The following is a 25,815-nucleotide window of genomic DNA, read 5'->3' as shown; positions in this document are numbered from 1 at the left end:
ATGCATCGCCGATGGTAGTGTGGGGTTTCCCCATGTGAGAGTAGGTCATCGTCAAGATTAAATTCCGAAACCCCAATTGCGAAAGCGATTGGGGTTTTGTTTTTGTGGCGAAAAACTACCGAGCCGCACGGTCCCATGTAGGAGCGAGCTTGCTCGCGATAGCGGCAGGGAGAGCACTGCAAGGTTCAAGGGCCCCATCGCGAGCAAGCTCGCTCCTACAAGTCGGCGTGTGCACCGCAAGGTTTGGGATCACCCGGCAAAGGGGATTGGCCACGCCGGAGGTGTTAAAGTCCTGCCTTCGTTTTGAATTCTCCAAGGAAGTCGGCATGCCGGACGCGACGTCACTCAACCCCGCCTTCATGGTGGTGCAGAGCAACAGCCCCGAGGAACTTCGCAGCCTGGTGATCAACGTGATGCGACGTTATCCCCTGGCGCCCCTGGAGAACGAAATCGCCCTGGTGCAGAGCAACGGCATCGCCCAGTGGCTGAAGCTCGCCCTGGCCGAAGATCCGGAAGGTGACGACCAGGGCGGCTGCGGCATCGCCGCCGCCATCGATGTGCAACTGCCCGGCAGCTTCATGTGGCAGCTCTATCGGATGGTCCTCGGCCGCGACGAAATCCCGGCCCGCTCCCTGCTCGACAAAGGCCCGCTGACCTGGCGCCTGATGCGCCTGTTGCCGGAACTCATCGACCAGCCGCACTTCGAGCCCCTGCAACGCTTCCTTACCCACGACACCGATCTGCGCAAGCGCTACCAACTGGCCGAGCGCCTCGCCGACCTGTTCGACCAATACCAGGTCTACCGCGCCGACTGGCTGGAAGACTGGTCGGCCGGCCGCCATCAACTGCGCAGCGGCCGGGGCGAAATCAAGCCGCTGCCGCCAGCCAATTGCTGGCAGGCCGAGTTATGGCGTGCGTTGCTGCTGGATGTCGGCGCAACCGGCATGGCCCAGAGCCGCGCCGGCGTGCACCAGCGCTTTATCGAGCGAATCAACCAGCTGGAAAGCGCACCGCCGGGCTTGCCTGCGCGAGTCATCGTGTTCGGCATTTCCTCGTTGCCGGCCCAGGCCCTTGAAGCCCTCGCCGGACTGGCCCGTTTCAGCCAGGTGCTGCTCTGCGTGCACAACCCTTGTCGTCATCACTGGTCCGATATCGTTGCCGACAAGGACCTGCTGCGTAACCAATACAAACGCCAGACCCGCAAAGCCGGGATGCCCCTGGCCCTCGATCCGCAAACCTTGCACCAGCATGCGCATCCACTGCTGGCCGCCTGGGGTAAACAGGGCCGTGACTACATCAATCTGCTGGACAGTTACGACGATCCCGCCAGCTACCGTGCGGCCTTCCGCGACGGCCGTATCGACCTGTTCAGCGACAGCACGCCGACGACCCTGCTCAATCAATTGCAGGACGATATCCTCGAGCTGCGCCCGCTCAACGAAACCCGTGAGCACTGGCCGGCCATCGACCTGGCAACCGACGGTTCGATCCGCTTCCATATCGCCCACAGCGCTCAGCGTGAAGTGGAAATCCTCCACGATCAGTTGCTCGAACGCTTCAGTGCCGAGCCGGACCTGCGCCCCCGCGACATCATCGTCATGGTCCCGGATATCGACAGCTACGCCCCGCATATCCGTGCGGTGTTCGGCCAACTCGAGCGCAACGATCCACGTTTCGTTCCCTTCACCCTGGCCGACCAGGGCCAGCGTGGCCGCGACCCGTTGCTGATTGCCGTCGAGCACCTGCTCAAACTGCCGGACAGCCGCTTCCCGGTCAGCGAGATCCTCGACTTGCTGGACGTCCCCGCCCTGCGCGCCCGCTTCAATGTGCAAGAGCGTGACCTGCCGACCTTGCACCGCTGGATCGAAGGTGCCGGGGTGCGCTGGGGCATGAACGCTGAACAACGCGCCGGACTCGGCCTGCCCGATGCCCTGGAGCAGAACAGCTGGCAGTTCGGCCTGCGGCGCATGCTCTTGGGTTACGCCGTTGGTAGTGGCGAGGCCTGCGAAGGCATCGAACCCTACGACGAAATCGGCGGTCTCGACGCCGCCCTGATCGGCCCGTTGGTGGCCCTGCTCGACGCCCTGGAAATTGCCCATCAGGAACTCTCCGAGCCGGCACTTCCCCAGCAATGGGGTGAGCGCCTGCACGCCTTGATCCAGCTGTTTTTTCTCGCCAGCACCGAGCACGACGACTACCTGCTGATCCAGTTGGAGCAACTGCGCGCCGACTGGCTCGAGACCTGCGAAGCGGTCAACCTGCAAGAACTCCTGCCACTGACCGTGGTGCGCGAAGCCTGGTTGGCCGGCCTCGACCAGGGCCGTCTGTCCCAGCGTTTCCTGGCCGGTGCGGTGAACTTCTGCACCTTGATGCCGATGCGCGCCATCCCGTTCAAGCTGGTCTGCCTGTTGGGCATGAACGACGGCGACTACCCCCGTGCCCAGCCACCGTTGGACTTCGACCTGATGGGCAGCGACTATCGTCCCGGTGACCGCTCACGGCGTGAAGACGACCGCTACCTGTTGCTCGAAGCCCTGCTTTCGGCTCGGCATCAGCTCTATATCAGCTGGGTCGGTCACAGCATTCGCGACAACAGCGAGCGTCCGGCCTCGGTCCTGATCGGCCAGCTGCGCGACCATCTCGCCGCTGGCTGGCGACTCTCGGAGGGCGACGGTGAGCAACTGCTCGGAGCCCTGACCCAGGCGCATCCGCTGCAACCCTTCAGCGCCCGTTATTTCCATGACAGCCATGCTGATCTGTTCAGCTATGCCCGCGAGTGGCAGCAACTGCACGAGACCCGGCAGCCGGACGCAACAACCCGTGCGTTGCCCGCTTACCAACAAGACGAACCGCTGACCCTGGCCCAACTCCAGGACTTCCTGCGCAACCCCGTACGGCACTTTTTTAGCCAGCGCCTGAAGGTCTTCTTCGAAGCGGCCCAGGCACCCCTGGCCGATGAAGAACCCTTCGTGCTCGACGCCCTGCAACGCTACAGTCTCAGTGACAGCCTGCTGCAAGCGGCACTGCTCCAGGCAGACAACCCGGACCAGGCCCTGCAACACCAGGCCCAACGCTTGCAAGCCAGTGGCCTGCTGCCCATGGCCGGCTTCGGCGAATTGCTGCAGCACGAACTGATCGAACCGCTGCCGGACTTGCTGCAACGTTATCAACAACTGCTCAGCCTCTGGCCGACTCCGCTGACCAGCGCCGTGCCCGTCGCCTTCGACACCGGCACCACCCGCGTGGAGGGCTGGCTGGGCGGCCTGCATCAGCGCAGTGATGGCGGCCTGCTCGCGGTGACGACCATCCCCAACAGCATTGGCTCGATCAAGACGCGCAAATGGCATCGCCTCACCCGGCCCTGGGTCGACCACCTGGTCGCCTGTGTCTGTGAACTGCCGATGACCACGGCGCTGGTGGCCAGCGACGACACCCTGCTGCTGCCGCCATTCGAACCGCCACGTGCCGCCGAGATCCTTGGCAATCTGCTGCTGGCCTGGCAGTCGGGGATGTGCCGTCCGTTGCCGGTGGCGGTGAAAACGGCCTTTGCCTGGCTCTCGCAATCCGACCCGCTCAAGGCGCAGGACGCGGCGCGCAAGGCCTACGACGGCGACGGCGTGAACAGCGAAGGCGAGCGCCGCGAAAGTGCGGCCCTGGCCCGCCAGTTCGCCGACTACAACGCGTTGATCGCCAGCGAGGAATTCGAAGGCTGGTGCGATGCGCTCTATCGCCCGTTGCTTGAAGCGCCCTGGCGTTCACTCGCCGCCGAGGAGGCGCGCCCATGACCGACAACCCGACTCCACTGGCGCTGGCCTTCCCGCTGCGCGGCAGCCAATTGATCGAAGCCAGTGCCGGTACCGGCAAGACCTTCACCATCTCGGCGCTCTACCTGCGCCTGGTCCTCGGCCATGGTGGCGAGGACTCTGGGTTCGGCCGCGAATTACTGCCGCCGCAAATCCTCGTGGTGACCTTCACCGACGCGGCCACCCAGGAGCTGCGTGACCGGATCCGTACCCGCCTGGCCGAGGCCGCGCGGTTCTTTCGCGACGAAATACCCGCCACCGATGCGTTGATCGGCCAGTTGCGCGACGAGTACCCGGCCGAACACTGGCCGGTGTGCGCCAACCGCCTGGATATCGCCGCCCAGTGGATGGACGAAGCGGCCGTATCGACGATCCACGGCTGGTGCCAGCGCATGCTGCGTGAACACGCCTTCGACAGTGGCAGCCTGTTTACCCAGACCCTGGAGACCGACCACAGCGAACTGCTCGGCGAAGTGCTGCGCGATTACTGGCGGCTGTTCTGCTACAAGATGCACGGCGATGCACTGAACTGGGTCCGGGCAAACTGGGGCGGCCCGGCGGCATTGTTGCCCCGGGTCCGGGCCCTGTTCGGCAGCGAACGGCATCACGACAACCTGCAAGAACCGGCTGAACTGATCGAGGCCTGTATCCAGGAACGTCGCCAGGCCCTGGTGCAGCTCAAGGCGCCCTGGCGGCAATGGGCCGTCGAGCTGCGGGATATCTGCCTGCAAGGCGTGGCGAACAAGACGGTCGATGGACGCAAGATGCAGGCGCGCTACTTCGAACCCTGGTTCGAGAAACTCAGCGCCTGGGCCGAGGACGAGACCCTGGAGCAACTGGATATCGGCACCGGCTTCAGCCGCCTGACCGCTGCGGGCCTGGCCGAAGCCTGGAAGGGCGAGCCGCCGAGCCACCCGGGCCTCGACGCCATGGCCGGCTTGAAGGCCAGCCTCGACGCCTTGCCGACCCCGGACGCCGCGGTGCTCGAACACGCGGCCCGCTGGGTCGGTGCGCGTTTCGAGGAAGAGAAGCGCCGGCGTGCCGAGATGGGCTTCGACGATATGCTCCTGCGTCTCGACGCAGCACTCCAGGCTGACGGCGGCGAGCGCCTGGCGAGCCTGATCCGCGAGCAATTCCCGGTGGCCCTGATCGACGAATTCCAGGACACCGACCCGGTGCAGTACCGGATTTTCGAGAGTATCTACCGCATCGAGGACAACAGCCCCGAGTGCGGCCTGTTCCTGATCGGCGATCCGAAGCAGGCGATCTACGCCTTCCGTGGCGCCGATATCTATACCTACCTGCGGGCGCGCCAGGCCACCGAGGGACGGCTGCATACCCTGGGCACCAACTTCCGTTCCAGCCAGGCGATGGTCACGGCGGTCAACCACGTCTTCGAGCGCGCCGAGCAGCGCGAGCAGGGCCGGGGTGCGTTCCTGTTTCGTGAGGGCGGCGACAACCCGGTGCCGTTTCAGCCGGTGGCGGCCCAAGGGCGCAAGGAAGTCCTGCAGATTGACGGCCAGCCCGTGGCGGCGCTCAACCTCTGGCAACTGGTGTCCGAGCAACCGGTGTCTGGCGCGGTCTATCGCCAACAGTTGGCCGCAGCGTGCGCCAGTCGTATTGTCGAATTGCTCAATGGCGGGCAACAGCAGCGCATCGGCTTCGTTCGCGACGGCGTGCTCAAGGGTGTGCTGCCCTCCGATATCGCGATCCTGGTCCGTGACGGCAAGGAGGCCCAGGCGGTCCGTGGCGAGTTGGCGAGCCGTGGTGTACGCAGCGTCTATCTCTCCGACAAGGATTCGGTGTTCGCCGCTCAAGAGGCCCATGACCTGCTGGCCTGGCTCAAGGCCTGCGCGGAACCGGATGTCGAGCGCCCGCTACGGGCGGCCCTGGCCTGTATCACCCTGAATCTTTCGCTGGCCGAACTGGAGCGTCTCAACCAGGACGAGCTGGCTTGGGAACAGCGGGTCATGCAGTTCCGTAAATACCGCGAGATCTGGCGCAAACAAGGCGTGTTGCCGATGCTCCGGCGGCTGATCCATGACTTCCATTTACCCCAGGCGTTGATGGCCCGCAGCGACGGCGAGCGGGTGCTGACCAACTTGCTGCATCTGTCCGAACTGCTGCAACAGGCCGCCGCTGAACTCGACGGCGAACAGGCGCTGATCCGTCATCTCGGCGAGCATCTGGCGTCCTCCGGCCAGGCGGGTGAAGAACAGATCCTGCGTCTGGAAAGCGACGAGCAACTGGTCAAGGTGGTGACCATCCACAAGTCCAAAGGCCTGGAATACCCCTTGGTGTTCCTGCCGTTTATCTGCTCGGTCAAACCGGTGGATGGCAGCCGCCTGCCGCTGCATTACCACGATGCCGAGCGCAAGGCCCAGGTCAGCCTGAAGCCCACCGCCGAGCTGATCGTCCAGGCCGATGACGAGCGTCTGGCCGAAGACCTGCGACTGCTCTACGTGGCCCTGACCCGAGCCCGGCATGCCTGCTGGCTGGGAGTGGCCGACCTCAAGCGCGGCAACCACAACCGTTCGGTGCTGCACCTGTCTGCCCTCGGTTATCTGCTCGGTGGTGGCGCGCTATTGGATGAGTCCGCCGGCCTTGAACGTTGGCTGCGGGACCTGCAAGAGGCGTGTCCGGCGCTGGCCTGTGAGCCGCTGCCGGCGGCCACCGCCGAAGCCTTCCAGCCACCGCGCAACGAAGCCGTCCTGCTCGCTCCGCGCTTGCCCAAGCGCAGTGCCAGTGAGTACTGGTGGATCGCCTCCTACAGTGCCTTGCGCATCGGCGAGGCACAGAGCGCCGACACTGACGAAGCACCGGAAAGTCCCCAGGCACAGAAGCTCTTCGATGACGAACGCCTTGACCCGGCCATGCCTCGCGACATGGTGCCAAGCGGTAGCGATATTCACCGTTTCCCCCGAGGTCCGAACCCCGGTACTTTTCTCCACGGCCTGCTCGAATGGGCCGGTGACGAAGGCTTCAACGCCGACCGCACGCTGATCGAAAAAGCCGTCGCCCCACGTTGCAACCTGCGTGGCTGGAAGGGCTGGATCGCGGCCCTGAGCGACTGGCTCGGCGATCTGCTGCAAACCCCTTTGCACCTGGGCAACGATCAGCCGCCCGTGATCTTCCAGGACCTCAAGGCCTATCGGGTGGAAATGGAGTTCTGGTTCGCCAGCCATACCGTCGATGTGCTCAAGGTCGACGAACTGGTACGCCGCCACACCCATGGCGGCGTTGCCCGGGCCAAGGCCGAGCCGGTTTCGCTCAATGGCATGTTCAAGGGTTTTATCGACCTGACGTTCGAGCACCAGGGGCGCTACTACGTGGCGGACTACAAATCCAACTGGCTGGGCGCCGATGACGCGGCCTACACCGAGCAGGCCATGAACCGGTCGATCCTCGACAACCGCTACGACCTGCAATACGTGCTCTACCTGCTGGCCCTGCATCGCCAACTCAAGGTGCGACTGCCGGACTACGACTACGACCGGCATATGGGCGGGGCCTTGTACCTGTTCCTGCGGGGCACCCGGGCGCCGAGCCAGGGCGTGTTTTTTACTCGGCCGCCCCGCGAACTGATCGAGCACCTGGACCTGCTGTTCCAGGGTAAACCGGTGCCCCGCGGCGAGCCCGTGTGGGAACAGGGGAGTCTGTTATGAAACGTTCCTTTTCCGAAATCCTGTCGACGGCGCTGAGCGACGACAACCTGGCCGAACTGACGCCCCTGACTCGTGCGGCGGACTTGTTGTTGCTCTTGGAACGCTGGGTCGAACGGGGTTGGTTGCGGGCACTGGACAAGGCCTTCGTGGCCTTTCTCCATGAGCTTGATCCCGAGGCCGATCCGTTGGTGTTGCTGGCGGCGGCGCTGACCAGCCACCAGTTGGGACATGGGCATGTCTGTCTTGATCTGTTCGCCACCTTGCAGGAACCGGATTTCGCCCTGTCGCTGCCGCCGGAAGGCGATGTGCAGGGCGGGGCATTGTTGCTGCCGTCGCAGTTGCTGGTGGCCCTGGACGGCGAGCGCTGGTGCCGGACGTTGCAGGCCAGTTCGTTGGTGGCGCTGGCGGATGAGTCCGGTATCGAGGCCGCACAGCGTCCATTGGTGCTCAGCGGACGACGCCTGTATCTGCGCCGTTATTGGGCTTACGAGCGGCGTATCGACGAGGCCTTGCGCCGGCGTCTGGCCGAACGGGAAGAGACCCCGGGCGACCTGGCTCAACGCTTGACCGCGCTGTTTGGCGCAGCGCAGCCCGGTGCGCGCATCGACTGGCAGAAGCTTGCTTGCGCCCTGGCCACGCGGGGAGCGTTCAGCATCGTCACCGGTGGCCCCGGTACGGGCAAGACCACCACCGTGGTCCGCCTGCTGGCTTTGCTCCAGGCGCCGGCGGTGGCGGCGGGAAACCCCTTGCGTATCCGTCTGGCCGCGCCCACCGGCAAGGCCGCCGCGCGGCTGACCGAGTCCATCAGTGCACAGGTGCGCTCGCTGGATATCGATGAGGGCGTGCGCGGCAAGATCCCCAGTGACGTCACCACGGTGCACCGCTTGCTCGGCAGCCGGCCGGGGACGCGACACTTCCGTCATCACGCCGGTAATCGCCTGCCGCTGGATGTGCTGGTGGTGGATGAAGCGTCGATGATCGACCTGGAAATGATGGCCAACCTGCTCGATGCCTTGCCTGATCATGCGCGTTTGGTGCTGTTGGGCGACAAGGACCAACTGGCGTCGGTGGAAGCCGGTGCGGTATTGGGTGACCTGTGCCGGGATGCCGAGGAGGGCTGGTACAGCGCGCGGACCCGTGACTGGCTGCAAGCGGTTAGCGGTGAGGAACTGCGCGACAGCGGTTTGCAGGAAGACCTCGACGACAGCCATCCGCTGGCCCAGCAAGTGGTGATGTTGCGCCACTCCCGGCGCTTCGGCGAAGGCAGCGGCATCGGCCAGTTGGCGCGCCTGGTCAATCGCCAGGCGGCGGATGAGGCGCGGGCGCTGCTGGCGGCCGGCAGTCATGCGGATTTGTTTGCGTTGTCGCTCAAGGGCGAGCAGGACAAAAAATTCGAGCGCCTGGTGCTGGACGGCCAGGGCACCGGTCCGAAAGGCTATCGGCACTATCTGGGGGTGCTGCGCAGTCGGCGTCCGGACGCGGCCACTGATCTGGCGGATGCGCGCTGGACCGACTGGGCGCGCACGGTGCTCCAGGCTTTCGACGAATTCCAGTTGCTCTGTGCCGTGCGCAAGGGCGCCTGGGGCGTCGAAGGTCTGAACCAGCGGATTACCGAGGCGCTGTTCGCCCATCGACTGATCGACAGCGACCAGCATTGGTACGAAGGCCGTCCGGTGCTGATGACCCGCAACGATTACGGTCTGGGCCTGATGAACGGCGATATCGGCATCGCCTTGAAGCTGCCGGAACGCGACGGGCCGCAGGCCGGTCAGCCGGTGCTGCGGGTGGCCTTTCCGCGTAACGACGGGCAGGGCGGGGTGCGCTTTGTCCTGCCCAGTCGGTTGAACGATGTGGAGACCGTGTACGCCATGACGGTGCACAAGTCCCAGGGCTCGGAGTTTGCCCATACCGCGTTGATCCTGCCGCAGGCGCTGAACCCGGTGTTGACCAAGGAGTTGATCTACACCGGTATCACCCGGGCCAAGGACTGGTTCAGCCTGATCGAACCCCGCGCCGGGGTGTTCGAAGAAGCGGTGGGGCGCAAGGTCAAACGACTCAGCGGATTGATGCTGGAACTGGGCGCGGAGCATTGACCGCGCCCGCCTCAATTCCCATGAAGCGCCGCACCCGCTCGCCCCGTGGTTCTTCGCGGATCGCCTGCGGGCTGGCATCCAGTTGCACCACGCCGTTCTCCATAAAGACGACCCGGTCGGAAATCGACATCGCAAAATCCATCTCATGGGTGACGATCAGCATCGTCATCCCTTCATCCGCCAACGCACGAATCACCTTCAGCACTTCCCCCACCAGCTCCGGGTCCAGCGCCGAGGTCGGTTCGTCGAACAGCATGATCTGCGGCTCCATCGCCAGCGCCCGGGCAATCGCCACCCGCTGCTGCTGACCGCCGGACAACTGATGCGGGTACTTGCGGGCATGGGCCAGCAGGCCGACCTTGTCCAGCAAGGCCAACGCACGCTGTTCGCTCAACTCCCTGGCCGCCCCGTGGTAACGCGGCGCCAGGGTGATGTTGTCGAGAATGCAGCGATGGGGGAACAGGTTGAAGTTCTGGAAGACCATGCCGATGCGTCGTACACCCCGGCGAATCTGCGGGTTGTTGGGGCGATCGGCGGCGCTGATGAAGCTCTCGCCGAACAGCACGATCTCGCCCTGGTCGATACTTTCCAGGCCGTTGACGGTGCGGATCAACGAGGTCTTGCCCGAGCCGGACGGGCCGATGATGGAGATCACCTGGCCGCTGCCCACCGTCAGGTCAATGCCCTTGAGCACCTGATGGTCACCGTAACGCTTGTGGATATTCTGCAGGTACAGCGCTGGCGCCGCACCGGCCACCGATGGCGCGCGAGTGGCTTGGGCCAGTGCTGGCTGCGCCGCCCTGAGCTTGGCGACAGTGGCCTCGTCGAAGGTTTGCGGCTTGCGCTGGCCCAGGTCCAGATGCTGCTCCAGGCGCTGCAGCAGCCAGCCGAACAGACTGACGATCAGCACGTAATACACCGCCACCGCGCCGAGGGTTTCCATCACCAGGAAGTTCTGCGCGTAGAGGCGCTGGCCGACGGTGAGCAACTCGGTGAGGGAGATCACCGAGATCAGCGAGGTCAGTTTCACCACCGTGATGTATTCGTTGATCAGGGTCGGTAAGGAGATGCGAAAGGCCTGGGGAATCACGATCAACCGTTGCAGCCCCAGCACCCCGATACCCAGGGCGCGGCCGGCTTCCTTCTGGCCCTTGGCGACCGAGATCAGGCCACCGCGATGGATCTCGGCCATATACGCGGCCTCGGTGACCACCAGGGCGAACAGGCCGGAATAGAACGGGTTGGACAGCACGTTGCCGGTGATCGGGAACAGCTGCGGCAGGTTGTAGACGAACACCACCAGCACCAGCAGCGGGATGCTGCGAAAGAACCAGATATAGGTGGCCGCCGGCAGGCGCAGCCAGGGCGAAACGGAGAGCTTGGCCGACGCCAGGACAAAGCCCAGCAGCATGCCGATAAACCAGGCCAGGGCGCTGAGCTCGATAACCGTGACGCAGGCTTGCCAGAAGGCCGGCATCGAGAACAGCGAAAAGAAATAGGGCCAATCGAATTGCATAGATACCTCGGTATTGCGTTGACGCTGCTACGGGCAGGCTTACCCCCTGTCGATACCGTCTTGCCGGCTAATACTCAACGACGGTCGACGCGGTTCCTGTAGGAGCGAGCTTGCTCGCGATGAGGCCCTTGAGCCTTGCGGCGTTCTATCGACCGCCATCGCCAGCAAGCCGGCTCCCACCGTTCGTGGGGCTGCTCCGAATCCAAGCGGTTTTATTCCGCCGCTTCCAGGCTGTACTTGCTCAGGATCGCCGTGTACTCGCCGCTCTTCTTGGTTTCCGCGAACGCCTTGAGCAACGCCTGGTACAACGCGTCGTTGCCCTTCTTCACAAAAATCCCGAGGGTCTGGGTATAGATCAGGTGCTCACTGCTCACCACCACCCGGCCTTTGGTCTTCTCGGCGATCAACTTCGCCGCACCGGCAATTTCCACTTGCGCCTGGATGTTGTTCGACAGCAGTGCCTGGGTCACTTCCGGGGCCGACGGATATTCATTCACGGTGATCGCGCCCTTGCCGTTGGGCACGCAGTAATCGGTCGAGAGCTTCTGGAATTGCGCGACCCAGGTGGTGCCTTGCTCAAGGCCGATCTTCAGCCCGCAGAGCTCCTCCGGCGTGCCCGGTTTCAGCGTGCTGCTGCTCGGCACCATGATCGCCGCGCCGGTCTTGGCGTAGGGAATGGTCATGGCCTGGGTCTGGCGCTCCGGGGTGATGTACATGCCGGAAATGATCGCGTCGTAGTGCCCGGCATTGAGGCCGAGGATCAGGCTCGGGAACTTGATGTCGACGAACTGTGCCTTGACGTCCAGATGCTTGGCCAGGGCCTGGGACAACTCCGGATCGGAGCCGACCACGTTCTTGTCGGTGTCGTAGGACTCGAACGGTGGGTAGGTGATTTCCATCCCGACTTTGAATTGGCCAGGAGTGGCGGTGACGGCGAAGGCGGCGCTGCTGCACAGCAGGCTGGCGGCGATCAGGCTCAGGCGAGTGGTGTTCTTGTGCATGTTCGGTGGCTCCGATGTGAAGTCTGGGGTATGAGGGCTGGGTTCAGGACGGCTGTGACTGGTTTTTCAAATGACCGAAACTCGACGGCTTGCGGGCTTTCTCCGGCAGGGCGATCTCGCCGTTTTCCACGCGCTTGCGCAGGTACTGGTAGGTCTGCAAGGCCTGGCCGTACATGTGCTCGCCAATGGCGATCTGTTCATAGTCCTGGCCGGCCTGGGCGAAACCCGGCAGCGGCTGGATCAGGGTGTGGAAGTCGCAGGCGTAGAACAGCGGGAAGGAATAGCGCTCCTCGCTCACCGTGCGCACCCGGTGGGCCGTGGCGACAAAGGCCCCGGCGCTCATCACTTCGAGCATGTCGCCGATGTTCACCACAAAGGCCCCGGGCAGCGGCGGCGCGTCGATCCACTGGCCCTGGTCGTTCATCACTTCCAGGCCAGGCTTGTCCGCCAGCAGGATGGTGAAGCACTCGTAGTCGGTGTGGGCGCCGATACCAGGGGCATCCTGGGCGGCATCGTCGAAGGGGTAGTGGATCAGTCGCAGCTTCGACGGCGGTCGGGTGACCAGGGCATCGAAGGTGTTCTCTTCCAGACCCAGGGCCAGGGCAAAACCGCCGAACAGCTTGCGCCCGAGGGCGAAGACCGCCGCGTAATAGGCCTGCACCGCTTCCTTGAACCCGGCCAATGGCGGCCAGTCATTCGGCCCCAGCAGTGGCGTGCCGGCCAGCACCAGCGGATCGTCCGCCGGGACTTCGAAGCCGATATCGAAGGCTTCCTTGTGGTCCGGCTTGCCCTTGGCGTACACCTCTTCGCCTTCCGGGACGAATCCCTTGTGGGAGGCCGAGGTGCCGATGTAATGCTGCATCTTGGTGTCGAACGGCTGGGCGAAATAATCCTTGGCCGCCTGGCGCAGGTTGTCGCTCAACTGCGGATCGATGCCGTGCCCGGTGATGTAGAGGAAGCCCACTTCGCTGGCGGCGGCACCCAGTTGTTCGGCCACTGCCAGGCGGTGTTCGAGCTCGACGCTGAACAGCCCGGCGATGTTCACCTGCGGAATGCTCTTGAAGTTGGCTTGGGCCGCATGGTTGGGGTTGTTCTCAGGCATGACGCAAACACCTCACGGATGGGTTGATTGGCTGAAACGCTGGAAGTGTTCGCGCTCGGTCCGGGCCATCCAGACGTTCAGCGACCACAGGTCGGCGACCGGCACATTGGTGAAAGGCAGGTGGTGCAGGTAGCCGTCGGCGCCAAACTCCGGGGTCAGCGTGGTGCTGGTGTAACCCCGTGCCTGCTGGGCTCGCCAGATGCTTTCCCAGTGGGCCTGGTGAAAGGCCAGCTCGCGGGCGTATTCCGGGGCGCCGGGGTGCGGCACCTGCGGGCCCTGGTCGTAGCCGACCCGGGCCTGGATATGGTGAACGCGCTCGACGAAGGCGCTGAGGTCGTCGGCGGGATCGTCCAGCAGGCGTTCGCAGGTGACGATCCAGTGGCTGATGTCGCTGGTGAAACGCAGGTCGGGCAGTTGCCGGATCAGTTCCAGGGTCAGCCAGGGATTGAACAGAGAGCGCGAGCGGTGGGTTTCGAAGGTGCAGAACTGACCATGGCGCTGCGCCAGGGCCATGGCCTGGCCGAAGAACTCCACCTGCTGCGCCAGGGGCCAGCGGTCGTTGCCGGCCAGCACATTGACGAAGCGTGGCTCCAACTCGGCGGCCCAGGCCAGTTTGCGGTCCAGGTCCTGCAGGTGTTCGGCGGGCGTGGCGGCCTGCTGGGGGAGCACGTCATAGGCGGTGAAGACGGTGCTGATATAGCCCAGGCGGTTGGCCCCTAGAAAGGCGGCGAACTCGGCGCGTTCAGCGGCCTGCAAAGGTAGGCGCGCCTCAAGACCGTCGAAGCCGGCGGCCAGCAGCTCTTCGAGGGCCTGGGCCTTGCTCGCGGTGTAACCCCAAAGGGTACGGAAAATCTCCAGTTTCATCGGTGAGCCTCAACGAAGCCTTGAACGGCGCTATGCGCGTCACGGTGCGGGGCCGGGACGAGCGGTGACGGCAGTGATCAAGGAGTTTCGTCGAGCCGGTTCTCTGCGGAACCGGTCTCACATCAGGGCGGGGGAAGGGATTCCCCGGCAGGAGCATGGTGTCGATCTTAGGCAGCCCTTGGCACGGAGAAGAATAGGAAAGCTCAAATCCATACTTCAGAGATTCATAAACTATTAGCGGGCTATCGATGCGGTGAGATCCGTCCTGGCGATCCAAGGGGTGTGCTATCGTTGCGGCATTATTCCCACATAGTTTTAAGAGAATTCCTGCATGAACGTGGCTGTCTCGACGACAGGGCGATTTTGGGGGTGGAGACAGTTCTGCCTGTCGACCCTTCTCTGTTTGTTGACGCACATCGGCTTTGCCCAGGACGCCGCGCCCACCGGTGCTGCCGATCAGCGCGCCCAGGCGGTGACCCAGGTGGTATTGGGGATTCTCAGCTATGCACGCTGGCCGGTGGAGCCGCCCCAACTGCGCCTGTGCATTGTCGGTCCTACCGAGTACACCGACGACCTGGTCAAGGGCACCACCCAGGCCACCGGGCGACCGGTGCTGGTCCAGCGCCTGCTGGCAAGCAACCCGGCCCTTGGTAGTGCCTGTGATGCTGTTTATATCGGCAAACTGAGCAACGACGAACGCAGCCAACTGTTTACCGCCCTGAACGGTCACCCGGTGCTCAGCATCAGTGAAGGCGGTGATCAATGCACCGTCGGCAGCCTGTTTTGCCTGCGGGTCGCGGATAACCAGGTGTCGTTCGAGGTCAACCTCGACTCGGTTGCCCGCAGTGGTGTGCGCATTCACCCCAGCGTGTTGCAGCTTTCGCGCCGCCGGGGTAGCCAGCCATGATCGGCTGGAGCAGGTCCGGCACGCGCCCCAGCCTGCGTTCGGTACTGGGTCGTGGGCACCTGATGGCGGCCCTGGCCGCCGTGGGCCTGGTCAGTGTCTCGCTGACTTTTCTCGGCGTGCTGGCCCTGCGGGTCTACGCCGACCACAACCTGCACCTGATCGCCCGCTCCATCAGCTACACCGTGGAGGCGGCGGTGGTGTTCAACGACAGCAGTGCGGCCACCGAGGCTTTGGCGTTGATCGCCGAGACCGAGGAGGTGGCCGATGCCGAAGTCTTCGACGCCCATGGTCAGTTGCTGGCGCGTTGGCAGCGGCCGGAAACCGGCCTGCTCTCCGAAGTGGAGATGCAACTGGCGCGAGGCCTGCTGGAGCAGCCGATCAGCCTGCCGATTGTCCATCAGGATCGCGAGGTCGGCAGCGTCCGTCTGACCGGCCATGGCGGCAGCTTGTTGCGTTTCCTGATCAGCGGTCTGCTCGGGATCGTGGTGTGCAGCCTCCTGGCGGCGTGGCTCGGGTTGTACCTGGCGCGGCGCCTGTTGCGGGGGATTATCGGGCCGTTGCGCAGCCTCGCCGATGTGGCCCACGCCGCGCGCCGCGAGCGGGCCTTCGACCGGCGTGTGCCGCCGGCGCAGATTGCCGAACTGGACAATCTGGGCACCGACTTCAACGCCCTGCTCGACGAGCTGGAATCCTGGCAGACCCATCTGCAGAGTGAAAACGAATCCCTTGCCCACCAGGCCAGCCACGACAGCCTGACCGGCCTGCCGAACCGGGCGTTCTTCGAAGGTCGGCTGATGCGTGCCCTGCGCAATGCCGCCAAGCAGGGCGAGCGGGTTGGCGTGCTGTTTCTCGACAGCGATCGCTTCAAGCAGATCAACGACAACTTCGGCCATGCGGCGGGCGATGCGGTGCTGGTTGCCGTGGCCACGCGGGTGCGTGCGCAACTGCGCGAAGAGGACCTGGTGGCGCGCCTGGGCGGTGATGAATTCGCCGTACTGCTCACGCCGCTGCACAAGATCGAAGACGCCGAGCGCATTGCCGACAAGATCATCGCCAGCATGGACGCGCCCATTGCGGTGCCCGGCGAGGCCCAGGTCTTGACCTCGCTGAGCATCGGCATCGCGGTTTATCCCGATCATGGCGCCACTCCGGGTACCCTGCTGAATGCCGCCGATGCGGCGATGTACCATGCCAAACGCCTTGCCCGAGGCGGGCAACACACGGCGGAGTCGGAGCACTCCGCCGCCACTGTTCAAACCAGGAGTTGAACCCTTGCACACCTTGACCCGACACACCTTGCGCTTTTTTACCCTGGCCCTGTTCAGCGCACTGCTGGCGCTGGCTGGCTGCCAGACCGCGCCGCCCAAAGGCCTGAGCGCGGCACAGATCAGCGTGCTCAAGCAACAGGGCTTCGAACTGACGGACGAGGGCTGGGCCTTCGGCCTGTCCGGCAAGGTGCTGTTCGGCAGTGACCTGGAAGTGTTGAACAAGGAAAGCCACGACATCGTCGAGCGCATCGCCAAGGCCCTGTTGGGCGTGGGGATCGAGCGGGTGCGGGTGGACGGGCATACCGACGCGTCGGGCAAGGAAACCTACAACGAACAGCTCTCCATGCGCCGGGCCAACAGCGTGGCGAGGGTGCTCGAACAGTCCGGCATGAAACACGAGAATATCCAGTTGCGTGGCCTTGGCAGCCGCGAACCGGTGGCCAGCAACGACACGGCGGCGGGGCGTACCGAGAACCGTCGGGTGTCGATTGTGGTGATTGCCGACTGAGCGACGCCTGTCGCGTCAGCGCTGCCCGGGCCTGGTCTTTGGCGACGTGGCGAACCGCGTGGGAGCGGTTGAAATAATTGGCTTCCATCCTTTATCGATGCACCTGCATGCGGGTATAAGGATGGGCCCTCTCAGGAGGGAGTCGACTGAGAGGATGTTTTAATGCTTCAAGTTCAATGGGCCAGTCACGCTGCGTCCGTTCCCGCCACGCTGTGGGAAACCTGTTTTAGTGGCGTCGAAGGTCGTTGGTGGTATGAAGCCCTGGAGGACGGCGGACTTGAAGATCAGTTCGAATTTGCCTATGCCATTCTGGAGAAAGACGGACAGCCGATCGGACTGGCGCCCACGTTCGTGATGAACGTGCCCATGGAGCTGGTTGTCCCGCCGCTGATTGCCAGGATGCTCAGGGTGATCCCGGCCCTGCGTTACCAGCGGACCCTGTTCGTCGGCTCGCCGTGTTCCGACGAGGGCACTATCGGCGTGTTGCCCGGTTATTCGCTGGCGGATGTCGTGCTGCCGTTGCAGGACGCATTGAACCTGCGGGCGAAAGCCAAGAATGCCTCGATGACCGTCTGGAAAGACTTTGGCGAAGCGCAGAAGCCGGCGTTTGAAGACCTGTGCGAAGCGCGCGGGCTGTTTCCCATGGTGAGTTTTCCGGGGACGGCGGTCGACTTGGCCCCAGGTGGTTTCGAGGGCTATCTCAAGACCCTCAAGAGCCGCCACCGTTATCTGCTGAAAAAGAAGCTCAAGCACGGCCTGGTACCAGGAGCCTTGGCGATAGAGGTCATGCAGCGTCCGGATGAAGCCACGCTGCAAGAGCTGTTCAGCCTCTTTATGCAGACCTACGAGAAGGGCAAGACCAAATTCGAAAAGCTCACCTTCGAGTTCTTTCGGCAGATGGCCCTCAAGCCCGAATCGCATTTCATCCTGTTGCGCGATGAGCAGAGCGGCAAGATGTTGGCGTTCATGCTGTGCTTTCTGCTCGGTGACAAGGCGATCAACAAGTTCATCGGTATCGACTACCAGGCGGACAAACAACTGCACCTGTATTTCCAGCTATGGGAACAAGCGGTGAAGTGGTCCTACCGTGTCGGCGCCACGCGCCTGGACAGTGGCCAGACGGGCTACCGGGTCAAGCGCGAGCTGGGTCATCACCTGGTCGCGCTGGACTGTTATTGCCGTCATCGCAACCCGTTGCTGCATCGTGTCTTTGGCGCGGTAGCCAAGGGAATTACCTGGCAGAGCCTGGACCCGGACCTGCAGACGATGGCCGAGGAGCAGTAAGGCGCCTCAGGATCAGGCGCGGCGTAAAGGTGTGGTCCAGCGTTCCGAGAGAATCACCCCGCCAAGGGTCAGCGCCCCGCCCAGCAGGTGATACAGCGCCAACGCCTCATGCAGGACCACGGCGGCGATCAGCGCGGTGACCAGCGGCAGCAGGTTGAAGAACAGGGTGGTCCGGCTCGGCCCGAGGGTGGCGACCGATCTCATCCACGCCAGTGGCGCCAGCATCGAGGCCAGCAGGCAGGCATACAGCACCAGTCCGGCATTGTGCAGGTTCGGCCCGACCTTCGGCGACAGCCAGAACAACGGAAACAACACCACCACCGCCACCAGCACCTGCAGGTACAGCAGCACCAGCGGTGGCAGGCGCAGTTGCCATTTTTTCAACAGGGTGCTGTAGATCGCATAGGCCAGGGTCGCGATCAGCATCATCGCGTCGCCCAGGTTCACGCCATGGCTCAGCAACGCCGTCAGGCTGCCGGTCGACACCACCACCAGCACCCCGGCAAATGACAGCACGGCCCCGGCCAAGGCGCCGGCGGTCAGGCGCTGGCCGAGGCTGAGGATGGCCAGGGTCAACGACATCAAGGGCATCAACGACAGGATGATGCCCATGTTGGTGGCGGTGGTCAGGGTCGCGGCGAAATATGCCAGGCTCTGGTAGACCGCCATGCCGAGCACCCCGAGCACGAAGATCCGGCCCAGGTTCGGGCGGATCTGGGCCCAGTGGGCCACGACCTGCCTGAACATGAAGGGGGTAAACAGCAGGCCCGCGAGCAACCAGCGGTAGAAGCCGATCTCCGCCGGGAAGATCGCGCCGACCGCCAGCTTGTTGACCACGGTATTGCCGGCCCAGATAAGGATCGCCAGCAGGGGAAATGCGTATTGCATGGGGGGTTACAACCAGAATCGTCAATGAGGGGGGATTATCCTCGTGTCTGGATAAAAGCCTATACTTCGATCCGGTCAATCTGCGTTGGAATCCGGACAGCATGGGCAAGCACTACATCGATATCCCCGACTTTCCCTCTCTGCCGGCCTCGGTGTACTTCCGGTATGCCGAGTTCGGTCCCGGCCGGCATGCGGCGGCCCACAGCCATCCCTGGGGTTCGCTGGACTATGTGTCCCATGGGGTCATCCACTACGAAGTAGCCGGCCAACGCTTCATGTCGCCGTCGCGTTATGCGCTGTGGATACCGCCGAACACCGTGCACAGCTCCCACAATGCCCAGGCGATTGTCTACCGTTCGGTGTACCTGGCCGAGGAGCATTGCCGCGATTTGCCCGCTGAGGCGAGCACCCTGGCCATCAGCGATATTCTCAAGGCGATCCTCAATGACTTCGCCCTTCGGGACGTGAAAACGCCCAGCACACCTTCGGATGTACGCCTGGCCCAGGTGCTGGTGGACCAGTTGCGCCAGGCCAAGGTGCACCATTGTTACCTGCCGTATTCCAATGATCCGGCCTTGCTCAGGGTGCTGGAGGGATTGCAGCAGGACCCGGCGGACAATCGCCCGCTGGCGCAGTGGGCCGCGCAGTTGCATGTCAGTGAACGAACCCTGGCGCGGTTGTTCGTTCGCGAGCTGGGGATCAGCTTCGGTGAGTGGCGCCAGCGCCTGCGGTTTATCGGCGCGCTGCAGGCTTTGGAAACCGGCCGCAGCGTGCAGGAAATCGCCTTTGACCTGGGCTACAGCACCGCCTCGGCATTTATTGCAATGTTCCAGCGCCAGGCCGGTTGTGCGCCGGAGCAGTACCGGCGCCAGGCCCGCCCGGCCTAGCCCGGCGCTGCTGGATGTGTAACAGCGTTTGTCTACACTGAGAGCATGCCGTGCCCTTCGGTGCGGTAACAAGGAGAAAACTCCATGAAGATGCTCCGTATCCCATTGTTGTTGATCGGCTTGTTACTTGGCGCGCAGGGGTTTGCGGCGACGGCTCAGCAAAGCAAGATGAGCACTTGCAACGCGGACGCCAAGACCCAGAACCTGGCGGGCGACGCGCGCAAGGCGTTCATGAGCAATTGCCTGAAAACCACGGCGGCGGCCATGACACCGGCTGCGACGCCAGCGGCCACCCCGGCGGCGATGCCGGCCACGCCCGCGACCAAGGCTGCCACTGCGGCCGCGCCGGCCAAGGTACTGACACCGCAGCAACAGAAGATGAAGGACTGCAACGCCAACCGGCCCCAGGGTCTCAAGGGTGATGCGTACAAGACCTACATCAGTACTTGCCTGAAGAAAAAGTAGTTTCCCGCCTTCGCCGGAGCGAGCTTGCTCGCGATCAGGGCAAGCTCGCTCCCGCAGAATTTCATGATGTTGCATTACCAGACTGTCATAACCCTCCATTAAGATGCCGGGCCTTCGTCCTTCTGGCGCCTGCCGCTGGTCCTCCCAGAAGAAGGCTGGCAGACTGCCTGTCTTTTAGCGCCGTTCTTTTTGAGGCTGTATGTCAGCGTTTTCCCAGCGTTACGTAGTCCTGGCCAGTGTGATCCTTGTTTTCGGTGGGTTATTGCTGGCGTTGCCGTTGCGCCTGCTCCCCAGCCTGTTGGCCGGCCTGCTGGTATTCGAGTTGGTCAACATGCTCACGCCCAAGCTTGAACACCTGATTGCCGGGCGGCGTGCGCGTTGGCTGGCGGTGGCGTTATTGGGCACCCTGATCGTCAGCGTGCTGAGCCTGATCTTTGCAGGCGCCATCAGCTTTCTGCTGCACGAAGCGGAAAACCCCGGGGCGTCCCTCGGAAAATTCATGGTGGTGGTGGACAAGGCCCGTGGGCAGTTGCCGCCGTTTATCGACGCTTATCTGCCGGCCAGTGCGGCCGAGTTCCAGGTCGCTATCGGCGAATGGCTGAGCAAGCACCTGAGCGAATTGCAACTGGTGGGCAAGGACGCGGCGCACATGTTCGTGACCCTGCTGATCGGCATGGTGCTGGGGGCGATCGTGGCCTTGCAGCATGCCTCTGACGTCAGCCAGCGCAAACCCCTGGCGGCCGCGCTGTTCGACCGTTTGCGGCTGCTGGTGCAGGCCTTCCGCAATATCGTCTTCGCGCAGATCAAGATCTCGGCGCTCAACACCGCGTTCACCTCGATCTTCCTGGTGGTGATCCTGCCGCTGTGCGGGATCAAGCTGCCGTTGACCAAGACCCTGATCGTGCTGACCTTTCTGCTCGGGCTATTGCCGGTGATCGGCAACCTGATGTCCAACACCCTGATCACCATCGTCGGCCTGTCGCTGTCGATCTGGGTCGCGGCGGCGGCGCTGGGTTACCTGATGTTTATCCACAAGCTGGAATACTTTCTCAACGCACGGATCGTCGGCGGGCAGATCAGTGCCAAGTCCTGGGAATTGCTCATGGCCATGCTGGTGTGTGAGGCCGCGTTCGGCCTGCCCGGGGTGGTGGCGGGGCCGATTTATTATGCCTACATCAAGAGCGAGCTGAAGCTCGCCGAGTTGGTCTGACGCCCTCGCGAGCGCCTGGCAGGCGATGGGGTTAGCATCACCTGCCCGCTGTTTCAGCCGTAGCGCTTCTTCGCCTCGATCGCCAAACCGCTGCCGATGCTGCCGAAGATATTCCCTTCCACATGTCGGGCATTGGGCAACATCGCCGACACGCTCTGGCGCAGTGCCGGAATGGCGCTGGAACCGCCGGTGAAGAACACCGTGTCGACCTGCTCGACACCCACCCCGGCATCGCCGAGCAACTGGGTGACGCTGGTGCGGATACGGCTCAGCAGGCTGTCGATGGCCGACTCGAACAACGCCCGCGTCAATTCCACGCTCAAGCCCGGTTCGATACGGTCCAGCGGCACATGGCGTTGCGCGGCATGGGTCAGCTCGATCTTGGTTTCCTCGATTTCCATCGCCAGCCAGTGCCCGGCGCGCTGTTCGATCAGGTTGAACAGGCGATCGATACCGCCGGTGTCCTCGATGTCGTAGCGCATGCTGCCCAGGGCCAGCTGGGTCTTCTGCGAATACACCGAGTTGATGGTGTGCCAGGTCGCCAGGTTCATGTGATGGCTGGTGGGCATATAGGCACCGCTCTTCATCCGGCTGCCGTAGCCGAACAGCGGCATCACGCCTTGCAAGCTCAGTTGCTTGTCGAAGTCGGTCCCGCCGATGTGCACGCCGCCGGTGGCGAGGATGTCGTCGTGGCGGTTGTCCAGGTCCCGGCGCTCAGGCGACAGGCGCACCAGGGAAAAGTCCGAGGTACCACCGCCGATGTCGACGATCAGTACCAGCTCTTCACGGTCCAGGGTCGACTCGTAGTCGAAGGCCGCAGCGATGGGCTCGTACTGGAAGGACACGTCCTTGAAGCCGAGCTTCTTCGCGACACCGGCCAGGGTGTCTTCGGCTTCCTGGTCGGCGACCGGGTCTTCGTCGACGAAGAACACCGGACGGCCCAGCACCACCTGCTCGAACTCACGTCCGGCGGCCGCTTCGGCGCGTTGCTTCAATTGGGCGATAAACAGCCCCAGCAGATCCTTGAACGGCATGGCCGTGCCGAGCACGCTGGTATCGTGCTTGATCAGCTTGGAGCCCAGCAGGCTCTTGAGCGAGCGCATCAGCCGGCCTTCGTAGCCTTCCAGGTATTCATGCAGGGCCAGCCGGCCATAGACCGGACGGCGCTCCTCGAAATTGAAGAAGACCACCGAAGGCAGGGTGATCTTGTCGTCTTCCAGCGCGATCAGCGTTTCCATGCCGGGACGTATCCAGCCGACGGTGGAGTTGGAGGTGCCGAAGTCGATGCCGCAGGCACGGGCCGGAGAGGCGTTGTTCATGGTGTTCGGGTTCCGGTTGCAAAACGGCCGCGCAGTGTATGCCAGTCGCGCGCGGATTCGAAGGCCGGTGATCCGTTAAATAGCGCTTCTTGTAAGCGCTTGGACTTGAAAGGCGGGCAATTGTCCCCAAACTTGCAGTCATTGGTTCGGACTGTAGCGGTTGATGACAAGAAATCGCAGTAACGGCCGATAAACTTCTGCAGCGCCCCTGAGTCACAGCCTTGAGATCGGTCAATCTTTATCGCGCCGATGCGCGCATGCTGTGTCTTGCCGAGCGGCGCGATATCGAATAACGGATGGTGATCCTTAGATGGACTTCAAAGACTATTACAAGATCCTGGGCGTGGAGCCGACGGCGGACGACAAGACCATCAAGGCCGCGTATCGCAAGCTGGCACGCAAGTACCACCCGGATGTCAGCAAGGAAAAGGACGCCGAGGCGAAATTCAAGGATGCCTCCGAAGCCTATGAAGCGCTGAAAAGCGCCGACAAGCGCGCCGAGTACGACGACCTGCGCAAATACGGCCAGCATGGCCAGCCGTTCCAGGGCCCGCCGGGTTGGCAGGGCCGTGGCGGTTTCGGTGGCGGCGGCGCGGACACGGGCGACTTCTCGGACTTCTTCAGTTCGATCTTCGGCTCGCGCGGCAATGGTTTTGGTAATGGGCAACCGGGCCGCAGCGCCGGTCGGCGAGGGCAGGACGTGGAACTGGAATTACCGATTTTCCTGGAAGAAAGCCTTTCGAACGAGTCGAAGAAGGTCAGCTTCCAGATTCCGCAGCACAACGCCGCCGGGCAGCATGTCAGCAACACCAGCAAGAGCCTGAACGTGAAGATTCCGGCCGGTGTCAGCGATGGCGAGCGTATCCGCCTCAAGGGCCAGGGCGCGCCGGGCGTCGGCGGCGGGGCGAGTGGTGACCTGTACCTGACGATTCGTTTCGCACCTCACCCCAAGTTTGATGTCGAAGGTGAGAACCTGATCATCACCCTGCCGCTGGCGCCCTGGGAATTGGCGCTGGGCGCGGAAGTCGCGGTGCCGACCCTGACCGGCAAGATCAACCTCAAGGTCCCGGCCGGCAGCCAGAACGGCCAGCGCATGCGGGCCAAGGGCCATGGTTTGTTGAACAAGGCCGGGGAGCGCGGTTATCTGTTCGTGCAACTCAAGGCCGTGATGCCCCGGCAGAACGACGACGCCGTCAAGGCGTTGTGGCAGGAACTGGCGAAAAAGGCCGCCTTCGACCCGAGAGAGCAATGGAGTAGCTAAATCATGAGCAGCCCTTTGAGCGTTCAACTGGATATGCAGGCTTTTTGTGAGGAGACCCAACTACCGGTCGCCTTCGTGATCGAAATCGTCGAACACGGCATTCTTGAACCTCAGGGGCGCTCGCCCGAGGCCTGGCGGTTTGGCAACGAAGCGCCGGGCATCGCCCGTCGCGCGGTGAAGCTGCACCGCGAGCTGGAGCTGGAGTGGGAAGGCGTCGCCCTGGCGCTGGACCTGCTGGAAGAGGTGCAGTTGCTGCGCACGGAGAACCAGATGCTGCGCCAGCGCCTGGGGCGCTTTGTGCACGAGTGACGGTGTCGGCGTGAATGGCCGCCTGCGGCGGATCGCTGGCAAGCCAGCTCCTACAGGGGGACTGTGTCGGACAAGGCGTTTGTGGCGGGCACAAACCCCTTGTGGGAGCCGGCTTGCCGGCGATGAACGATGACGCGGTCCGGGTCAGGCCCGTGAGATTCTGGGCAGGACCACGGTAAAGCAGGTGCCGTCCTCGGCGCTGGAACTGACCTCTATCGTGCCCTGGTGGGCGATCACCACTTCCTTGGCGATAAACAACCCCAATCCCAGGCTGGTGGCGGTGCCCGGCTGGCCGATTTCTTCGCTGGCGCCGCGTACCAGCGGATCGAAGAGTGTCGCCACGGCTTCTGGCGGGATCGGCGTGCCGAAGTTGTGCATGGTCAGGCTGACCTTGTCCGCGCCACCTGCCAGGGTCAGGGTCAGCGGTCGATGGCTGGCGCCATGCTGCAAGGCATTGCCGATCAGGTTTTGCAGCAATTGCTCGATACGCCCGCGATCCCACATCCCGTGGACATCGCCTTCCACCTTCAGCAGCGGCAGGCAATCCGGTTGCCCGGCCCAGGCTTCATTGATCACGGCTTTCGCCGCGCTGCTCAGGTCCATCGGCGCCGGGTCGATGGGCAGGCTGCTGCCCAGGCGGCTGCGGACAAACTCCAGCAGGTCACTGATCATGCTGCCCATATGTCGGGTGCCGCGCTTGATGCTGGCGATATACACCAGGCCGTCGGCATCGAGCCGATTCTTGCGCACCAGCATTTCGGTGGACATGCTCACCGCCTGCAAGGGCGCCCGCAGGTCATGGCCGAGAATGGCCAGGAAGATATCCCGTGAACGGTTCACCTGTTCGGCATAGGCGGCGGTGGATTCGGTCAGGGCTTCGTCGATGGCTTCGTTGAAGCGAATCATCTCCTGGAAATGCCCCAGCTCCGGTGACGCCAGGCTGGCGACCCAGCGGCGAATTACGCAGGCGCGCAGATGACGGAACTCCGAGGTCATCTGCATCAGGTCGAAACCGGCGGTGTGGCGCAGTTCACCATGGCTGGCGGCGGCGACGTCGAGGCTGGAACTGCTGTCCTGGCTGTCGCCCTTGGACTTGGCCGTCTGTTCGCTGACGCTCTGGGCGGTCTCCATGTCCCGGGCGGCGGCCAGCAGGATCGATTTGGCATGGTCGCGCAAGGCGACCCGGCCCATGGCATCCGCGGCTGGGGTCAGGGTTTTGGCGAACTGCTCCCACTCATCGACGATGCTGTCGACCTGCTGCACGATAAACGTCGATAGGTGCATGCTCGTTACCTCGAAGGGGAGACGCCAGTGTGACGGCTAGCTTAGCGCCTTTGCGTCCCCTTTGAGGGGGGATTTCAGGCAGCTCGACTCATCTGTACCTGTCATTTCTGACAGTAGACGTTCGTTGCCGGTCGGCCTAGGGTAAGTGCGTGATGTCTTCATTCAAAACACCGCATCTATC

19 protein-coding genes are annotated in these 25,815 nt (G+C 63.4%); 12 read left to right on the top strand and 7 right to left on the bottom strand.

Features of this window, described 5'->3' with window-relative positions; translation table 11 throughout:
- Window positions 1-326: 326 nt before the first annotated feature.
- From recC to recD, 3 genes are read left to right on the top strand one after another with little or no spacing between them, the layout of a single operon-like run.
- The gene (gene recC / locus HX866_RS10535; RefSeq protein ID WP_177139457.1) at window positions 327-3,785 is read left to right on the top strand and encodes an exodeoxyribonuclease V subunit gamma; all 3,459 of its coding nucleotides are present in this window, start codon (window positions 327-329) and stop codon (window positions 3,783-3,785) included.
- The gene (recB, locus tag HX866_RS10530; protein WP_177139455.1) at window positions 3,782-7,468 is read left to right on the top strand and encodes an exodeoxyribonuclease V subunit beta; all 3,687 of its coding nucleotides are present in this window, start codon (window positions 3,782-3,784) and stop codon (window positions 7,466-7,468) included. The genes recC and recB overlap by 4 nt, the downstream gene beginning before the upstream one ends.
- Window positions 7,465-9,561, top strand: coding sequence for an exodeoxyribonuclease V subunit alpha (gene recD / locus HX866_RS10525; RefSeq protein WP_177139453.1), 2,097 nt, complete (start codon window positions 7,465-7,467; stop codon window positions 9,559-9,561). Before recB ends, recD begins: the two co-directional genes overlap by 4 nt.
- Here the strand turns inward: recD and HX866_RS34605 are convergent.
- From HX866_RS34605 to HX866_RS10505, 4 genes are all read right to left on the bottom strand, one after another.
- Window positions 9,524-11,077, bottom strand: a complete 1,554-nt coding sequence (locus HX866_RS34605; protein WP_177139451.1) for an amino acid ABC transporter permease/ATP-binding protein — start codon at window positions 11,075-11,077, stop codon at window positions 9,524-9,526. The two genes, recD and HX866_RS34605, sit on opposite strands and share 38 nt — an antisense overlap.
- A gap of 212 nt (window positions 11,078-11,289) precedes the next feature.
- Window positions 11,290-12,078 (bottom strand): ABC transporter substrate-binding protein, encoded by a 789-nt coding sequence (locus HX866_RS10515; RefSeq protein ID WP_177093482.1) that lies wholly within the window; start codon window positions 12,076-12,078, stop codon window positions 11,290-11,292.
- A gap of 43 nt (window positions 12,079-12,121) precedes the next feature.
- Window positions 12,122-13,180, bottom strand: coding sequence for an isopenicillin N synthase family dioxygenase (locus HX866_RS10510; protein ID WP_177139449.1), 1,059 nt, complete (start codon window positions 13,178-13,180; stop codon window positions 12,122-12,124).
- Window positions 13,181-13,192: 12 nt separating this feature from the next.
- Window positions 13,193-14,044 (bottom strand): sugar phosphate isomerase/epimerase family protein, encoded by an 852-nt coding sequence (locus HX866_RS10505; protein ID WP_177139446.1) that lies wholly within the window; start codon window positions 14,042-14,044, stop codon window positions 13,193-13,195.
- 331 nt (window positions 14,045-14,375) lie between these two features.
- On the opposite strand from HX866_RS10505, the gene HX866_RS10500 reads away from it, so the two are divergent.
- The 4 genes from HX866_RS10500 (at window position 14,376) to HX866_RS10485 (ending at window position 18,011) form a co-directional block, all read left to right on the top strand.
- Window positions 14,376-14,951 carry a YfiR family protein gene (locus tag HX866_RS10500; RefSeq protein ID WP_177093479.1) on the top strand — a complete coding sequence of 192 codons (576 nt, stop codon included), beginning with the start codon at window positions 14,376-14,378 and terminating at the stop codon, window positions 14,949-14,951.
- A complete protein-coding gene (locus tag HX866_RS10495) occupies window positions 14,948-16,219 on the top strand; it encodes a diguanylate cyclase domain-containing protein (protein WP_218179149.1) in 1,272 nt (423 codons plus the stop codon). The genes HX866_RS10500 and HX866_RS10495 overlap by 4 nt, the downstream gene beginning before the upstream one ends.
- A 13-nt stretch (window positions 16,220-16,232) precedes the next feature.
- Window positions 16,233-16,727 carry an OmpA family protein gene (locus tag HX866_RS10490; RefSeq protein WP_371318758.1) on the top strand — a complete coding sequence of 165 codons (495 nt, stop codon included), beginning with the start codon at window positions 16,233-16,235 and terminating at the stop codon, window positions 16,725-16,727.
- Window positions 16,728-16,889: 162 nt separating this feature from the next.
- Window positions 16,890-18,011, top strand: coding sequence for a GNAT family N-acetyltransferase (locus tag HX866_RS10485; protein ID WP_177139442.1), 1,122 nt, complete (start codon window positions 16,890-16,892; stop codon window positions 18,009-18,011).
- A gap of 12 nt (window positions 18,012-18,023) precedes the next feature.
- Here the strand turns inward: HX866_RS10485 and HX866_RS10480 are convergent, their stop codons facing one another.
- Complete coding sequence (locus tag HX866_RS10480) at window positions 18,024-18,899, bottom strand: DMT family transporter (RefSeq protein ID WP_177139440.1); 876 nt, start codon at window positions 18,897-18,899, stop codon at window positions 18,024-18,026.
- Between the two features lie 101 nt (window positions 18,900-19,000).
- On the opposite strand from HX866_RS10480, the gene HX866_RS10475 reads away from it, so the two are divergent.
- The 3 genes from HX866_RS10475 (at window position 19,001) to HX866_RS10465 (ending at window position 21,461) form a co-directional block, all read left to right on the top strand.
- The gene (locus tag HX866_RS10475; RefSeq protein ID WP_177139438.1) at window positions 19,001-19,786 is read left to right on the top strand and encodes an AraC family transcriptional regulator; all 786 of its coding nucleotides are present in this window, start codon (window positions 19,001-19,003) and stop codon (window positions 19,784-19,786) included.
- Window positions 19,787-19,870: 84 nt separating this feature from the next.
- Window positions 19,871-20,251, top strand: coding sequence for a PsiF family protein (locus tag HX866_RS10470; RefSeq protein ID WP_177105404.1), 381 nt, complete (start codon window positions 19,871-19,873; stop codon window positions 20,249-20,251).
- A gap of 199 nt (window positions 20,252-20,450) precedes the next feature.
- Window positions 20,451-21,461 carry an AI-2E family transporter gene (locus HX866_RS10465; RefSeq protein ID WP_177093473.1) on the top strand — a complete coding sequence of 337 codons (1,011 nt, stop codon included), beginning with the start codon at window positions 20,451-20,453 and terminating at the stop codon, window positions 21,459-21,461.
- A 53-nt stretch (window positions 21,462-21,514) separates the two neighbouring features.
- On the opposite strand, the gene HX866_RS10460 is transcribed toward HX866_RS10465, so the two are convergent.
- Window positions 21,515-22,780: an Hsp70 family protein gene (locus HX866_RS10460; RefSeq protein WP_177093472.1), complete on the bottom strand. Its 1,266-nt coding sequence runs from the start codon at window positions 22,778-22,780 to the stop codon at window positions 21,515-21,517.
- 310 nt (window positions 22,781-23,090) lie between these two features.
- Between HX866_RS10460 and HX866_RS10455 the strand changes: the two genes are divergently transcribed.
- Window positions 23,091-24,041 (top strand): DnaJ C-terminal domain-containing protein, encoded by a 951-nt coding sequence (locus HX866_RS10455; protein WP_177093471.1) that lies wholly within the window; start codon window positions 23,091-23,093, stop codon window positions 24,039-24,041.
- Between the two features lie 3 nt (window positions 24,042-24,044).
- Entirely contained in the window at window positions 24,045-24,350 is a 306-nt protein-coding gene (locus HX866_RS10450) for a chaperone modulator CbpM (RefSeq protein ID WP_177093470.1), read from the top strand.
- Between the two features lie 144 nt (window positions 24,351-24,494).
- On the opposite strand, the gene HX866_RS10445 is transcribed toward HX866_RS10450, so the two are convergent.
- Window positions 24,495-25,634 carry a sensor histidine kinase gene (locus HX866_RS10445; RefSeq protein ID WP_177105406.1) on the bottom strand — a complete coding sequence of 380 codons (1,140 nt, stop codon included), beginning with the start codon at window positions 25,632-25,634 and terminating at the stop codon, window positions 24,495-24,497.
- Window positions 25,635-25,815: the final 181 nt, after the last annotated feature.

Origin of the sequence: Pseudomonas gingeri (assembly GCF_013386165.1) — a bacterium.
GTDB lineage: Bacteria > Pseudomonadota > Gammaproteobacteria > Pseudomonadales > Pseudomonadaceae > Aquipseudomonas > Aquipseudomonas gingeri_C.
The sequence above is the reverse complement of the archived record's forward strand: the minus strand, read 5'-3'. Positions and strand labels throughout refer to the sequence as shown.